Annotated in this window: 13 protein-coding genes; 8 read left to right on the top strand and 5 right to left on the bottom strand. The window is 59.5% G+C overall.

All coding sequences use genetic code 11. The features are described from left to right. Window positions 1–192 precede the first annotated feature (192 nt). A complete protein-coding gene (gene bfr, locus FBY02_RS06290) occupies window positions 193–666 on the top strand; it encodes a bacterioferritin (RefSeq protein ID WP_041020241.1) in 474 nt (157 codons plus the stop codon). Between the two features lie 230 nt (window positions 667–896). On the opposite strand, the gene grxD is transcribed toward bfr, so the two are convergent. From grxD to FBY02_RS06275, 3 genes are all read right to left on the bottom strand, one after another. Then, window positions 897–1,247: a Grx4 family monothiol glutaredoxin gene (gene grxD, locus FBY02_RS06285; protein ID WP_144924765.1), complete on the bottom strand. Its 351-nt coding sequence runs from the start codon at window positions 1,245–1,247 to the stop codon at window positions 897–899. Between the two features lie 99 nt (window positions 1,248–1,346). Next, window positions 1,347–3,455 (bottom strand): molybdopterin oxidoreductase family protein, encoded by a 2,109-nt coding sequence (locus FBY02_RS06280; protein WP_144924762.1) that lies wholly within the window; start codon window positions 3,453–3,455, stop codon window positions 1,347–1,349. A gap of 131 nt (window positions 3,456–3,586) precedes the next feature. Further along, a complete protein-coding gene (locus FBY02_RS06275; protein WP_047701161.1) occupies window positions 3,587–3,871 on the bottom strand; it encodes a hypothetical protein in 285 nt (94 codons plus the stop codon). Window positions 3,872–4,274: 403 nt separating this feature from the next. Here FBY02_RS06275 and argF point away from each other — a divergent pair, with 403 nt between their 5' ends. Beyond that, window positions 4,275–5,195 carry an ornithine carbamoyltransferase gene (gene argF, locus FBY02_RS06270; RefSeq protein WP_144924759.1) on the top strand — a complete coding sequence of 307 codons (921 nt, stop codon included), beginning with the start codon at window positions 4,275–4,277 and terminating at the stop codon, window positions 5,193–5,195. Beyond that, the gene (locus FBY02_RS06265; protein ID WP_144924756.1) at window positions 5,192–6,301 is read left to right on the top strand and encodes an ABC transporter ATP-binding protein; all 1,110 of its coding nucleotides are present in this window, start codon (window positions 5,192–5,194) and stop codon (window positions 6,299–6,301) included. The genes argF and FBY02_RS06265 overlap by 4 nt, the downstream gene beginning before the upstream one ends. A gap of 134 nt (window positions 6,302–6,435) precedes the next feature. Here the strand turns inward: FBY02_RS06265 and FBY02_RS06260 are convergent, their stop codons facing one another. Continuing rightward, on the bottom strand, window positions 6,436–7,218 hold the full coding sequence (locus FBY02_RS06260; protein WP_144924753.1) for a PhzF family phenazine biosynthesis protein: 783 nt from the start codon (window positions 7,216–7,218) through the stop codon (window positions 6,436–6,438). A 113-nt stretch (window positions 7,219–7,331) separates the two neighbouring features. Beyond that, entirely contained in the window at window positions 7,332–7,802 is a 471-nt protein-coding gene (gene ybaK / locus FBY02_RS06255) for a Cys-tRNA(Pro) deacylase (protein ID WP_144924750.1), read from the bottom strand. 195 nt (window positions 7,803–7,997) lie between these two features. Here ybaK and glpK point away from each other — a divergent pair, with 195 nt between their 5' ends. From glpK to FBY02_RS06230, 5 genes are all read left to right on the top strand, one after another. Beyond that, window positions 7,998–9,503 carry a glycerol kinase GlpK gene (gene glpK / locus FBY02_RS06250; RefSeq protein ID WP_144924747.1) on the top strand — a complete coding sequence of 502 codons (1,506 nt, stop codon included), beginning with the start codon at window positions 7,998–8,000 and terminating at the stop codon, window positions 9,501–9,503. Between the two features lie 94 nt (window positions 9,504–9,597). Then, entirely contained in the window at window positions 9,598–10,353 is a 756-nt protein-coding gene (locus FBY02_RS06245; RefSeq protein ID WP_144924744.1) for a DeoR/GlpR family transcriptional regulator, read from the top strand. A 222-nt stretch (window positions 10,354–10,575) separates the two neighbouring features. Then, window positions 10,576–11,301, top strand: coding sequence for a hypothetical protein (locus tag FBY02_RS06240; protein WP_144924741.1), 726 nt, complete (start codon window positions 10,576–10,578; stop codon window positions 11,299–11,301). Window positions 11,302–11,649: 348 nt separating this feature from the next. Then, a complete protein-coding gene (gene glpD, locus FBY02_RS06235) occupies window positions 11,650–13,188 on the top strand; it encodes a glycerol-3-phosphate dehydrogenase (RefSeq protein WP_144924738.1) in 1,539 nt (512 codons plus the stop codon). A 439-nt stretch (window positions 13,189–13,627) separates the two neighbouring features. Further along, window positions 13,628–14,542, top strand: a complete 915-nt coding sequence (locus FBY02_RS06230; protein ID WP_055126729.1) for a glutamate/aspartate ABC transporter substrate-binding protein — start codon at window positions 13,628–13,630, stop codon at window positions 14,540–14,542. The last annotated feature ends 10 nt before the right edge of the window (window positions 14,543–14,552 follow it).

Here is a 14,552-nt window from a genome sequence, read left to right as displayed (position 1 = left end):
CTTTTTATAGAACCGGACTCAATGTCCGGTTTTTTTATGCCTTTAAATCAATTGCTTAGCTCCAAGACGCGGAACACAAACATTCTTATTCCGATTAATTTTCATTTATTATTCAATAACTTAGGTTTGACACCCGTAAATGCGCGGCTCAAACTCTGCCTCATACACAGCTACTACAGGGCAGGCCTCACCATGAAAGGCGACGTAACAGTCATCCAGCATCTCAACAAGATCCTTGCCAATGAACTGGTCGCAATCAACCAGTACTTCCTGCATGCGCGCATGTACGAGGATTGGGGCCTGAACAAGCTGGGCAAGCACGAATACCACGAGTCCATCGATGAGATGAAACACGCGGACAAGCTCATCAAGCGCATCCTGTTCCTCGAAGGCCTGCCGAACGTCCAGGACCTGGGCAAACTGCACATCGGCGAACACACCCGGGAAATGCTCGAGTGCGACCTGCGTATCGAACGCACCGGCCACGCCGACCTGAAAGCCGCCATCGCTCATTGCGAAAGCGTTGGCGACTTCGGCAGCCGTGAACTGCTGGAAGATATCCTCGAGTCCGAGGAAGAGCACATCGACTGGCTGGAAACCCAACTGGGCCTGATCGACAAAGTGGGTCTTGAGAATTATCTGCAATCGCAGATGGGCGAAGAGTAATCTTCGCCAAAAACGAGCCACTAAAAAGCCCCGCCCTCTGACGAGAGGCGGGGCTTTTTGTTGCCTGGACTTCAAGGACAACTGAAATCCACTGTGGGAGCGAGCCTGCTTGCGATGGCGGTGTATCAGCCGCCATCACTGTATCTGACCCGCCGCTATCGCGAGCAGGCTCGCTCCCACAAGATCCGGGTTCAACCACAATATGTGTGTTGAACCCGGACCAGCGTAAATCAGGCTTCGGTCTGGCTCGCCGCTTTCTCTGCCGCTTGCTTGACCGCATCCTTGATCGTGGTCTGCAACGTACCGTCAGCGGCCATCTCGACCATGATGTCGCTACCACCGATCAACTCACCCCCGACCCACAGTTGTGGGAAGGTCGGCCAGTTGGCGTACTTCGGCAGGTTGGCACGGATTTCCGGGTTCTGCAGGATGTCCACGTAGGCGAACTTCTCGCCACATGCCATTACCGCCTGGGCAGCCTTGGCCGAGAAACCGCATTGCGGCGCATTCGGCGAGCCTTTCATGTAGAGCAGGACAGTGTTGTTGGCAATCTGGTCTTTGATCGTTTCGATGATATCCATGGAGCACCTCGGCTTAAACTTCGCGACTTAAGTCGTCGACACGGTGGCGCATTGTAACGGAAAGCCGAGCAAGGTGCTCGGTCTCCTCCAGAGGCAAATTCACGCAGCCACCACCGTCACCGGCACGCCATTGAGCGCCGCATTGCCGGACAACTCGTCCAGCTGACGGTCGTCGGTCAGATCATTGGCGCTGGAGCCCGGCTGTTCGCTGGCAATGCTCATCTGCACGCCCGGCCGGGCATGCCCCCAACCGTGAGGCAGGCTGACCACGCCCTTCATCATGTCCGGGCTGCCCTGCACCTGGACTTCAATCACTCCCACCCGTGAACTGACCTTCACCCGCTGCCCATCACTCAGCCCGCGACTGACCAGGTCATCCGGGTGCATCAGCAACTGATGACGCGGCTTGCCCTTCACCAGCCGATGGAAGTTATGCATCCAGGAATTGTTGCTGCGCACATGCCGACGGCCAATCATCAGCAACTCGTCCGACTTGGGTGTCGGCAACGCGGCGAAACGTCCGATGTCGGCGAGAATCACCGCGGGGGCGGCCTGCACCCGTCCATTTTCGGTCTTCAGCCGCGGCGCCAGGTTGGGCTTGAGCGCCCCCAGGTCGATGCCATGGGGATGGTCAAACAGCGTCGCCAGGGACAGCTTGTGCGGCGAGTCATCCCCATAAGCGCCCGCCCGCAGGCCGAAGTCGATCATCTGCGCGGGCGGCATGGTCGGCTTGAGCGCCTTGCCGGTCCGAGCGGCGAAGGCCTTGGCCAGGCCGACAAAAATTTCCCAATCGTGCAAAGCGCCCTCGGGCTTGGGCAGGATGGCCCGGTTGAAACGGGTGACATTGCGCACTGCGAACAGATTGAACGTGGTGTCGTAATGGTCGTTTTCCAGGGCGGAGGTCGAAGGCAGGATCAGGTCGGCATAGCGCGTGGTTTCGTTGATGTACAAATCGACGCTGACCATGAATTCCAGCCCGTCCAGTGCCTGCTCCAGTTGCCGTCCGTTGGGCGTGGACAGCACCGGATTGCCGGCCACGGTAATCAATGCCCGGATCTGGCCTTCGCCCTCGGTGAGCATTTCCTCGGCCAGGGTCGACACCGGCAGTTCGCCAGAGTACTCGGGACGCCCGGACACACGGCTCTGCCAGCGGTTGAAATGCCCGCCCGAGGTACTGGCAACCACATCCACCGCCGGCTCGGTGCACAGCGCCCCGCCCGCCCGGTCCAGGTTACCGGTCACCAGGTTGATCAACTGGATCAGCCAGTGGCACAGCGTACCGAAAGCCTGGGTCGAGACGCCCATCCGCCCATAGCAGACCGCCGATGGCGCGGCCGCGAAGTCCCGGGCCAACTGACGAATCTGCGGTGCCGGCACTGCACAGAGCGGGCTCATCGCCTCGGCGGTGAAGGTTGCGACAGCCTGGCGCACGTCCTCGAGGCCATCCACCGGCAAGTGGCTGTCACGGGTCAGGCCTTCGCTGAACAGGGTATTGAGCAAACCAAACAGTAGCGCGGCGTCACCACCGGGGCGTACGAACAGATGCTGGCTGGCCATGGCCGCCGTTTCGCTGCGACGCGGATCGACCACCACCACCTTGCCGCCGCGGGCCTGAATCGCCTTGAGGCGCTTTTCGACATCCGGCACGGTCATGATGCTGCCATTGGACGCCAGCGGGTTGCCGCCCAGGATCAGCATGAAGTCGGTGTGGTCGATGTCCGGGATCGGCAACAACAGGCCGTGGCCGTACATCAGGTGGCTGGTCAGGTGATGGGGCAACTGGTCCACCGACGTCGCCGAGAAGCGGCTACGGGTCTTCAGCAAACCCAGGAAATAGTTGCTGTGGGTCGTCAGCCCATAGTTGTGCACACTGGGGTTGCCCTGGTAGACCGCCACCGCGTTCTGGCCGTGACGCTCCTGAATGGCTGCCAAACGCTCAGCGACCAATGCGAACGCGTCGTCCCAGGCGATGGGCTGCCATTCGCTACCAATGCGCTGCATGGGTTGGCGCAAACGATCCGGGTCGTTCTGGATATCCTGCAGAGCCACCGCCTTGGGGCAGATGTGACCACGGCTGAAGCTGTCCAGCGGATCACCCTTGATCGAGGTGATCGCCAGGCCCTGGCCTTCGGTTTCGGTGGTTTCCAGGGTCAAGCCGCAGATGGCTTCACACAGATGGCATGCACGGTGATGAAGAGTCTTGGTCATGGCCAGCCTCTGTTTTATTCGTGGCGGCCGCTTTCGGCCGCGGGAACAAAACTATGGCGCGTGATCCACGCCTTTGCCAGCGAGGTTCGTCCTGTGAATTGCCGGGCATCAGGCGTACCGATGAACTGGCATCACTGCTCCGGGGGCGGAGCCAGCAGTTGGATCTCTTCGACGGTCTGCACCTGTTCCTGGGCGATAGGCTCTCCCGTCAGCTCACCGATCAAGCGCCAATGCTCGTCGAGCCCGCCGCTGATGGTGGCCATGCGATCGATCATTCGGCGACCGGCGGCCTTGATGACTTCATCGTCGCTGCGCAACAACTCGAATGACATGGACGTCACCGAAGCGGTGAGGTGAGTCAGGGAGCGTGCCGTCAGCCCCAGCAGCTCCATCAGTTGTTGCTCTTTCGAATCCATTTCGAAACTCCTGCGTCTAGGGGTTCTTTTATAACCCAGCCCTTTTGCATTAGGAAATGTTTCGCACTCACCAACAGACAGGCGAATCATTGAGCGACAGGTCATAAAGCGACCACCTGTCATGCCAGGTCCGTCCCGACTGATTGCCAAGCCGCGCAACGCCAGTGTACAAATGGGTCGCTGCTGTCAGGAAACCGGCCTCAAACATGTCATCACAGTCTGGTGGTGACCCCGCTGAAATCCCCAAAACCGTAGCCCTATTGGTAAGACGCGACATTTAATGTCAATATCGCGCCTTCCCCTATTTTCGTCGCCCCCGTGCGGCTTTTGCCGCAGGTCTCGCCCGTTTTTCCTTAAACAAGGCTTTGAGTATCTGCGGTCCGTTACAAAAAGGTAGTCAATCATGAGCGCAAGGCACTTTCTCTCCCTGATGGATCTCACGCCCGATGAGTTGCTCGGCGTGATCCGTCGAGGCGTGGAGCTCAAAGACCTGCGTAACCGCGGCGTACTGTTCGAGCCCCTGAAGAACCGCGTACTGGGCATGATCTTCGAAAAATCATCGACCCGTACCCGTATTTCGTTCGAAGCCGGCATGATCCAGCTCGGCGGCCAGGCGATCTTCCTGTCGCCCCGCGATACCCAGCTGGGCCGTGGCGAGCCGATCGGCGATTGCGCCATCGTCATGTCGAGCATGCTCGACGTGGTGATGATCCGCACCTTTGCCCACAACACCCTGACCGAATTCGCCGCACATTCCCGTGTGCCGGTGATCAATGGCTTGTCCGATGACCTGCACCCCTGCCAGTTGCTGGCCGACATGCAGACGTTCCTGGAACACCGTGGCTCGATTCAGGGCAAGACCGTGGCCTGGGTCGGCGATGGCAACAACATGTGCAACAGCTATATAGAAGCGGCAATGCAATTCGACTTTCAGTTGCGCATCGCCTGCCCCGAGGGCTACGACCCCAACGCCGAGCTGGTCGCCAAGGCCGGGGACCGGGTGACCATCGTCCGTGATCCGAAACTGGCCGTAGCCGGCGCACATCTGGTGAGCACCGACGTCTGGACCTCCATGGGCCAGGAAGAAGAAACCGCCAGGCGTCTCGAGCTGTTCGCACCGCTGCAGGTCAACCGGGCCCTGCTCGACCTGGCGGACGCCGACGTGCTGTTCATGCATTGCCTGCCGGCCCACCGTGGCGAGGAAATCAGCTTCGACCTGCTGGACGACCCACGCTCGGTCGCTTGGGACCAGGCCGAGAATCGTCTGCATGCGCAAAAAGCCCTGCTCGAATTCCTTGTCGAGCCAGCGTATCACCACGCATGAGTCATTCCCTGCTGTTGAACCTGCAGAACCTGGCCTGCGGTTACCAGGATCAGCGAGTCGTGCAGAATCTCAACCTGCACCTCAATGCCGGCGACATCGGTTGCCTGCTCGGCTCGTCCGGGTGTGGCAAGACCACGACACTGCGGGCCATCGCCGGCTTCGAGCCGGTACATGAAGGTGAAATCCAGCTGGCCGGAGAAACCCTTTCCCGCGCCGGCTTCACCCTGGCTCCGGAAAAACGCCGTATCGGCATGGTGTTCCAGGACTACGCACTATTCCCCCACCTGAGCGTGGCCGAGAACATCGCCTTCGGCATCCGCAAGCATCCGGCCAAGGATCGCGTGGTGGAAGAGCTGCTGGAGCTGGTCAACCTGAAGAACCTGGGCAAACGCTTTCCCCACGAACTGTCCGGCGGCCAGCAACAGCGGGTGGCGCTGGCCCGTGCGCTGGCGCCGGAGCCACAGCTGCTGTTGCTCGATGAGCCGTTCTCCAATCTCGACGGCGAGCTGCGTCGCAAACTCAGCCATGAGGTGCGGGACATCCTCAAGACACGCGGCACCAGCGCCATTCTGGTCACCCATGACCAGGAAGAAGCCTTCGCCGTGAGTGACCATGTCGGCGTGTTCAAAGAGGGCCGGCTGGAGCAGTGGGACACGCCCTACAACCTCTACCACGAGCCGTTGACGCCCTACGTCGCCAGTTTCATCGGCCAGGGCTATTTCATCCGTGGCCGGCTCGAAAGCCCGGAATCGGTGCAGACCGAACTGGGTATCCTGCGTGGCAACCGGGCCTACACCTGGCCCGTCGGCGGCGCGGTGGACGTGCTGCTGCGGCCGGACGATATTGTCTATGCGCCGGACAGCCCACTCACCGCCCGGATCGTCGGCAAGACGTTCCTGGGTGCTTCGACCTTGTACCGCCTGCAATTGCCGACGGGAGCGCAGCTGGAATCGATTTTCCCGAGTCATGCTGATCATCAGGTCGGCGCCAATGTCGGTATCCGCGTGTTGGCTGAACACCTGGTGCTGTTCCAGGCCTCGGGCAGCATGGCCGCGCAGATACCGGCGGTGGAAAGTGGGGTGCGGCGGTACAGCACGGCTCATTGAGCCTGGCCCGAGCCGCCTTCTCTCCACGGTGCTCGGATCTTTGATTGCAGGAGCAACTGTCTTATCTTTGCCGCCGTCCATCGCGAGCAGGCTCGCGATAGCGGCCTGACTCTCCCTGACGTACTCAGTTCAACTCAGCCCAGCAACAACGTCCCACTGGCCACTAGCATCGCATCCCCGCCAATTTTCACCCGCTCCCCCTCCAGCCGGCAGAACAACGCCCCACCCCTGGTCGAGCACTGATAGGCCGTCAGTCCCAGCTTGTTCAGGCGCTTGGACCAGTACGGAACCAGGCTGCAATGGGTCGATCCGGTCACTGGGTCCTCGTTGATACCAATCGCTGGCGCAAAGAAACGCGAAACAAAGTCATGCCGGCTACCCGGCGCGGTCACGATAGCACCGGGCCACGGCAGTTTGGCCAGGGCCGCCATATCCGGTTTGCAATCGAGCACCGCTTGCTCCGACTCCAGCACCACCATCAGTACATTGGATGACAGGACGTCCACCGCCTCGACACCGAGGGCATTCTGCACGGCCAGGGAGGCGCCCAGTTCGCTGGGCACCATGGCCGGGAAATCCAACCACAACCGGTCACCTTCGCGACTGACGCTCAAGGGGCCGGACTTGCAGATAAAATCCAACCGCTCGGCAGTCTCGTGGTAGACCTCGAACAGCACATGGGCGCTGGCCAGCGTGGCGTGTCCGCATAACGGGACTTCGGTGGTGGGGGTGAACCAGCGGATGTGCCAATACTGGCCTTCGCGGACCAGGAACGCGGTTTCGGCCAGGTTGTGTTCGGCGGCGATCTTGTGCATCAAGTCATCGGCCAGCCAGGTATCGAGCCTATAGACTATCGCCGGGTTGCCGCCAAACGGTCGGTCGCTGAACGCATCGACTTGATGAAACGCAAGCTGCATGGCCTTCTCCTTGTAGGATCCTTGTTATAGAGGCGCGAGCATGTAGCGCCTTGAGCCGTCACGCCAGTGACAGATCAAGTGAATTTTCACCCTACAGCGTAGCCCGCAAGAGATCAGACACGGCCGATATCAGCGAACGCCGCCCCGGTATGCTCGGCCAGTACCCCTGGCGCCAGTTCCACCTCCAACCCCCGCCGCCCCGCACTGACATAGATGCTGGCAAAGGGCCGGGCGGAATTGTCGATGAAGGTACGCAAGCGCTTCTTCTGCCCCAACGGGCTGATACCGCCCAGCAGATAACCCGTGGAGCGTTGTGCGGCCGCCGGGTCGGCCATCTCGACTTTTTTCACCCTGGCGGCATGGGCCAGCGCCTTAAGATCCAGGCTGCCGACCACCGGCACCACCGCCACCAGCAACTCGCCTTTTTCGCTGGAAGCCAGCAATGTCTTGAACACCTGCGCCGGATCCAGCCCCAGTTTTTCCGCAGCCTCCAGGCCATAGGAGGCGGCCTTGGGGTCGTGTTCGTAGCTGTGGACACGATGCTCGGCGCGCACCTTTTTAAGCAGATCCAATGCGGGGGTCATGACCGCTCCTGAAGAAATCAGAAAAGAGTGGGCCGGGATTCTAAGTCATACTTCACGAATAGTTGAAAATATGACCGAAGGTTCACTTTCAATCTTTGACAGCAGCGTTTCTTGTCTATATTTTTTCGAAAGTGAAAGCCAGACCGCACATCTCGAGACCACCCGAGACCAGATTTACGTCCCAAGGCATTCGATATGACCGACATTCAGAACAAGAACTACATCATTGCCCTCGACCAGGGTACGACCAGCTCCCGGGCGATCATCTTCGACCGTGACGCCAATGTGGTCTGCACTGCCCAGCGCGAATTCGCCCAGCACTATCCCCAGGCCGGGTGGGTCGAACATGACCCGATGGAAATCTTCGCCACCCAGAGCGCGGTCATGGTCGAAGCCCTGGCCCAGGCCGGCCTGCATCATGATCAGGTGGCCGCCATCGGCATCACCAACCAGCGTGAGACCACGGTAGTGTGGGACAAGACCACCGGCCGACCGATCTACAACGCCATCGTCTGGCAATGTCGGCGCAGCACCGAAATCTGCCAACAGCTCAAGCGCGACGGCCACGAGCCTTATATTAGCCAGACCACCGGCCTGGTCACCGACCCGTACTTCTCCGGCACCAAGCTCAAGTGGATCCTGGACACCGTGGAAGGCAGCCGTGAGCGTGCGCGCAACGGCGAACTGCTGTTCGGTACCGTCGACAGCTGGCTGATCTGGAAATTTACCGGCGGCAAGGTCCATGTCACCGACTACACCAACGCCTCGCGCACCATGCTTTTCAACATCCATTCCCTGGAGTGGGACGCGAAGATGCTCGACATCCTCGACATCCCCCGGGAAATGTTGCCGGAAGTGAAGTCCTCCTCGGAAATCTACGGCCGCACCAAGAGCGGCATTGCCATTGGTGGTATCGCCGGCGACCAGCAGGCCGCTCTCTTCGGCCAGATGTGCGTGGAACCGGGCCAGGCGAAAAACACCTACGGCACCGGCTGTTTCCTGTTGATGAACACCGGGGAGAAGGCGGTCAAATCCAATCACGGCATGCTCACCACCATCGCCTGCGGCCCCCGCGGCGAAGTGGCCTATGCCCTGGAAGGAGCAGTATTCAATGGCGGCTCCACAGTGCAATGGCTGCGCGACGAGCTGAAAATCGTCAACGACGCCCTCGACACCGAATACTTCGCCAACAAGGTCAAGGACAGCAATGGCGTGTACCTCGTGCCCGCCTTCACGGGTCTGGGCGCGCCGTACTGGGACCCCTATGCCCGTGGCGCCTTGTTCGGCCTGACCCGCGGCGTTCGGGTCGATCACATCATCCGCGCGGCGCTGGAGTCGATTGCCTACCAGACCCGCGACGTACTCGATGCCATGCAGCAGGATTCCGGTGAACGCCTCAAGGCCCTGCGCGTTGATGGCGGCGCGGTGGCGAACAACTTCCTGATGCAGTTCCAGGCCGATATCCTCGGCACCCAGGTCGAACGCCCGAAAATGCGCGAGACCACAGCCTTGGGCGCCGCCTACCTGGCGGGCCTGGCGTGCGGCTTCTGGGGCAGCCTGGAAGAGTTGCGCGGCAAAGCGGTGATCGAGCGCCGGTTCGAACCACAACTGGACGAACAGGCGAAGGAAAAACTCTACGCCGGTTGGAAAAAAGCCATCAGCCGCACCCGTGATTGGGAATCCCATGAAGACGCCGAGTAGCCTGAAACCGGCATGAGAAAGGACTGAAACTGGTCGGGAGTGGATTCCTGCGGCATCATGGGCAAATTTTGCATGGCAGCCCAAAGGAAGCCCCATGAATCTGCCTCCCCGTCAGCAGCAAATCCTCGAACTGGTCCGTGAACGCGGCTATGTCAGCATCGAGGAAATGGCTCAGGTGTTCGTCGTCACCCCGCAAACCATCCGCCGCGATATCAATCAGCTGGCCGAGATGAACCTGCTGCGTCGCTACCATGGTGGCGCCGCCTACGATTCGAGCGTTGAAAACACCGCCTACGCCATGCGCGCCGATCAGATGCGCGATGAGAAACAACGCATCGCCGAAGCCATCGCCGCGCAGATCCCCGATCATGCGTCGCTGTTCATCAACATCGGCACCACCACCGAATCCATCGCCCGGGCGCTGCTCAACCACAATCAGCTGAAAATCATCACCAACAACCTGCACGTGGCTTCGATCCTCAGCGCCAAGGACGACTTCGAAGTGCTGATCGCCGGTGGCAACGTGCGCCGCGACGGCGGCGTGGTTGGCCAGGCCAGCGTCGATTTCATCAACCAGTTCAAGGTCGACTTCGCCCTGGTAGGTATCAGCGGCATCGACGAAGACGGCAGCCTGCTGGACTTCGATTACCAGGAAGTGCGCGTCTCCCAGGCAATCATCGCCAATGCCCGGCAAGTCCTGCTGGCGGCGGATTCCAGCAAGTTCGGGCGCAACGCCATGGTCCGCCTGGGGCCCATCAGCCTGATCGATTGCCTGGTCACCGACCAGCAACCGGTGCCGGCCTTGGTGCAGTTGCTGAACCAGCACAAAATTCGGTTGGAGGTGGTTTGACTGCCATCCATCCGTCCAGCGTTTCGGGCTTTAAAATTCTGCTAGCTTGAAAAATAGCCAAGCGGTCGAATACCAGATTTGCTGACAGACCATGACGTTGGGTTTGTGCCTTCTCAATCCTGCGTTCGTTTGGGCACCCGCTCCGCACCAGCCGAGCGGGCACTGACCAAATGACCACGGCACGTAGTAGCTGCCATGACTTGAGTGTGTGGAGTTACTACTATGACCGATTTGCCAAAAGACCTGCGTTACCTTCCTGGTGCCGATGTACTGGATCTTCCGATGGTCATGGAGCTTTCGCCAGAAAGTGGAAATCTCGATTTGCCCTCGGTTGCCGAGTCAGGAGCCGTTGTCCGCATAGCGGTCTATCCGGGTATGACTACAAACGATACTGTCCAGCTTTCATGGCTGGGCGGAAACGAGGCGAGCAGCTATTACGCAAAGTCGTCGGTACGGGATCCCGAGCGGTTTCTCGATTTCGTTGTGCCGAAGAGTGTTCTGCGCGCAGACCCTGGGACGCCTCCGGGAACAAACTTTGCCCATCCAGATGTCAGCTATCAGGTTTTTCCAGCCTCTGGGGAAAACAAGGAATCAGCAGTCAACTCCTTGTATTTCCATCGAAGCGAAATCTCACCGAACCCACCCCCGGAAGTTCCGGCTGCCACCGGAGGTCTGTTCGATCCTGACAAAATCCCCGACCCCGGACTCACGATTATTTTTCCCAGGTTCGTTGTACTGTGGGCTAGATGGACAAGCTACGGACGCGACGGCAGGGTGATGTATAGGGAGCGATTCGGCGTAGGAGATGACCTTTCTGTGGTTATCTTTCGCCCGGTCCTGAACCTGACCGAGGATGGCGGCGAGGTACGCATCGTCTATTACACCGGGAATGATGAAAATATCCTTGGGACATCTCTTCCAGCCGTGCTGAAAGTCACGCGCGATTGAAATCTAAAGTATATCGGCGGCACGTTTTCAACGTCGCCGATGCCAACACCCAAGCCCTCCTCAACCCTACGTTTGCCCCGTTACGAGGCGCCCACACGCTCAATGTAAGTCAGTTAAGCCATCACTCGTGGGAGCAAAGCTTGCTCCCACGAGCTCTGCGGCGCCTCCCCCTGGTTGACCGACATTACCTGCGCCCTAATTTTTTTCGAAAATTTTCCTTTCAGTTTCCTTTGATCAGTATTTTCAATCGAAGCCCACTGGCTGCCGGCGTCTTTATGGGCTAATATTTTCGCAAATGAACATTTATGTTCGAATTCAAATATTGCGAACAGAACCCGAGGCCAGCCGATGCCCACCTCCACGTTGCCTACGCCCCCAATTGCCGAAATCTACGACCTTGCCGTCATTGGCGGTGGTATCAATGGCGTAGGGATTGCCGCGGACGCTGCCGGTCGCGGTCTTTCGGTGTTCCTTTGCGAAAAGGACGACCTGGCCAGCCACACCTCCTCGGCCAGCAGCAAGCTGATCCACGGCGGGCTGCGCTACCTCGAACATTACGAATTCCGCCTGGTGCGTGAAGCATTGGCCGAGCGCGAGGTGTTGCTGACCAAGGCCCCACACATCGTCAAGCAGATGCGCTTCGTATTGCCTCACCGTCCGCACCTGCGCCCGGCCTGGATGATCCGTGCCGGCCTGTTCCTTTACGATCACCTGGGCAAGCGTGAACAACTCGCCGGTTCCAAGAGCTTGAAATTCGGTGCCGACAGCGCGCTGAAAAGCGAAATCACCAAGGGCTTCGAATACTCCGATTGCTGGGTCGACGACGCTCGGCTGGTAGTGCTCAACGCCATGGCGGCGAGGGAAAAAGGCGCGCACGTCCACACCCGTACCCGCTGCGTGAACGCTCGCCGCAGCAATGGACTGTGGCATTTGCACCTGGAACGCGCCGACGGCAGCCTGTTTTCCATCCGCGCCAAGGCCCTGGTGAATGCGGCCGGCCCGTGGGTCGCCAAGTTCATTCGCGATGACCTGAAGATGGAATCCCCCTATGGCATTCGCCTGATCCAGGGTAGCCACGTGATCGTGCCGAAACTCTACGAAGGCGAACACGCGCATATCCTTCAGAACGAAGACCAGCGCATCGTGTTCACCATTCCTTACCTGAACCAGTTCACCCTGATCGGCACCACCGACCGCGAATACACCGGCGATCCGGCCAAAGTGGCGATTACCGACGGCGAAACCGATTACCTGTTGAATGTGGTCAACGCCCACTTCAAGAAACAGATCAGCCGTGACGACATTCTGCACAGTTATTCCGGTGTACGTCCGTTGTGCAACGACGAGTCCGACAACCCATCGGCCGTGACCCGGGACTACACCCTGGCACTCTCCGGCGTCGGCGTAGAGGCGCCCTTGCTGTCGGTGTTCGGCGGCAAGCTGACCACCTACCGCAAACTGGCCGAATCGGCCATGGCGCAACTGGCCCCCTATTTCACCCAGATACAGCCGAGCTGGACCGCCGACGCCCCGCTGCCCGGCGGCGAGAACATGACCACCCCGCAGGCGCTCTGCTCGGCAATTCGCGATAAGTTCGACTGGGTACCGACCGCCCTCGCGCGCCGTTGGGCCACGACCTATGGCAGCCGTACCTGGCGCATGCTTGAAGGCGTGCACAATCTGAGCGACCTGGGGGAGTTGATCGGTGCCGACCTCTATACCCGGGAAGTCGACTACCTGTGCAGTGACGAATGGGCCGTCGATGCCCGGGACATTCTGTGGCGCCGCAGCAAATTGGGCTTGTTCACCACTCCGGCCGAACAGGAGAAGCTGCAGCAATACCTGGATAAAGTTGCCCACAACCGCCGCAAGATCGAAGCGGCCTGATCGATACCCCGCCCCCCAAAGCCCCTGGATCCAGCGATTCAGGGGCTTTTTTCATTCTGGCATACACCGCATATCCCCTGTAGGAGCGGGCTTGCGCGCGAAAAGGGCAGCACATCCAGCATCAAAGTGGCTGACCTACCGCTTTCGCGAGCAAGCCCGCTCCCACTGGATTGAGACGGGCCCAAGCCATTCGGTTTTCCGAACACGACCCGACGGTCGGTTCGGCTAACCGGATAATTTGCCCACAAAAAACCTGAAACAAAACATTAATACCCATATAAAACAATAAGTTAGTACTAACGTCCTGGCCTGGCACGGGTCATGCTCTACACTCGTGGAGACGAATGCCCGGGCGCCAACACAACAGGAGCAACCGGACATTCGAAGTACTCAGGGCCGAACCGGCTGAAATAAAAAAAACAATGTCGAGGAAACATCGATGCGTATCGTTCCCCATCTCCTGGGCGCAGCCGTTGCTGTCGCTCTGATCAGCACCCCAGCTTTCGCCGCCGAACTGACCGGCACGCTGAAAAAGATCAAAGAGTCCGGCGTCATCACGCTTGGCCATCGCGACGCTTCCATTCCGTTCTCCTACATCGCGGACGCTTCCGGCAAACCGGTCGGCTACTCCCACGACATTCAGCTGAAAGTCGTCGAAGCCCTGAAAAAAGACCTGGACATGCCCAACCTGCAGGTCAAGTACAACCTGGTCACCTCGCAAACCCGTATCCCCCTGGTACAGAACGGCACCGTGGACCTGGAATGCGGCTCCACCACCAACAACGTCGAGCGTCAGCAACAGGTTGACTTCTCCGTCGGCATCTTCGAGATCGGCACCCGCCTGCTCTCCAAGAAAGATTCCAAGTACAAGGATTTCGACGACCTGAAAGGCAAGAACGTCGTGACCACCGCCGGCACCACTTCCGAGCGCCTGCTCAAGGCCATGAACGCCGACAAGCAGATGGGCATGAACGTCATCTCCGCCAAAGACCACGGCGAATCCTTCCAGATGCTGGAATCGGGTCGTGCCGTCGCGTTCATGATGGACGACGCCCTGCTGGCTGGCGAAGCGGCCAAGGCCAAGAAAGCCGATGACTGGGCCGTCACCGGTACGCCACAGTCCTACGAAATCTACGGCTGCATGATGCGCAAAGGCGACGAGCCGTTCAAAAAGGCGGTGGACGACGCCATCAAGGCCACCTACGCGTCGGGCGAGATCAACAAGATCTACGACAAGTGGTTCACCCAGCCGATCCCACCGAAAAACCTGAACCTGAACTTCCCGATGAGCGACGAGCTCAAGGCACTGATCGCCAATCCGACCGACAAAGCGGCTGACGACAAGAAGTCCTGATTTTTCTGAC

It is taken from the genome of Pseudomonas sp. SJZ078 (assembly GCF_007828255.1).
In the GTDB taxonomy this organism is placed as follows: domain Bacteria; phylum Pseudomonadota; class Gammaproteobacteria; order Pseudomonadales; family Pseudomonadaceae; genus Aquipseudomonas.
The sequence above is the reverse complement of the archived record's forward strand: the minus strand, read 5'-3'. Positions and strand labels throughout refer to the sequence as shown.

Coding starts and splice junctions, on each gene's coding strand:
- FBY02_RS06245 (WP_144924744.1), top strand. CDS start 9,598: ATGAATCTGCCTCCCCGTCAGCAGCAAATCCTCGAACTGGTCCGTGAA.
- glpK (WP_144924747.1), top strand. CDS start 7,998: ATGACCGACATTCAGAACAAGAACTACATCATTGCCCTCGACCAGGGT.
- argF (WP_144924759.1), top strand. CDS start 4,275: ATGAGCGCAAGGCACTTTCTCTCCCTGATGGATCTCACGCCCGATGAG.
- FBY02_RS06260 (WP_144924753.1), bottom strand. CDS start 7,218: ATGCAGCTTGCGTTTCATCAAGTCGATGCGTTCAGCGACCGACCGTTT.
- glpD (WP_144924738.1), top strand. CDS start 11,650: ATGCCCACCTCCACGTTGCCTACGCCCCCAATTGCCGAAATCTACGAC.
- FBY02_RS06265 (WP_144924756.1), top strand. CDS start 5,192: ATGAGTCATTCCCTGCTGTTGAACCTGCAGAACCTGGCCTGCGGTTAC.
- FBY02_RS06280 (WP_144924762.1), bottom strand. CDS start 3,455: ATGACCAAGACTCTTCATCACCGTGCATGCCATCTGTGTGAAGCCATC.
- FBY02_RS06275 (WP_047701161.1), bottom strand. CDS start 3,871: ATGGATTCGAAAGAGCAACAACTGATGGAGCTGCTGGGGCTGACGGCA.
- grxD (WP_144924765.1), bottom strand. CDS start 1,247: ATGGATATCATCGAAACGATCAAAGACCAGATTGCCAACAACACTGTC.
- ybaK (WP_144924750.1), bottom strand. CDS start 7,802: ATGACCCCCGCATTGGATCTGCTTAAAAAGGTGCGCGCCGAGCATCGT.
- FBY02_RS06240 (WP_144924741.1), top strand. CDS start 10,576: ATGACCGATTTGCCAAAAGACCTGCGTTACCTTCCTGGTGCCGATGTA.
- bfr (WP_041020241.1), top strand. CDS start 193: ATGAAAGGCGACGTAACAGTCATCCAGCATCTCAACAAGATCCTTGCC.
- FBY02_RS06230 (WP_055126729.1), top strand. CDS start 13,628: ATGCGTATCGTTCCCCATCTCCTGGGCGCAGCCGTTGCTGTCGCTCTG.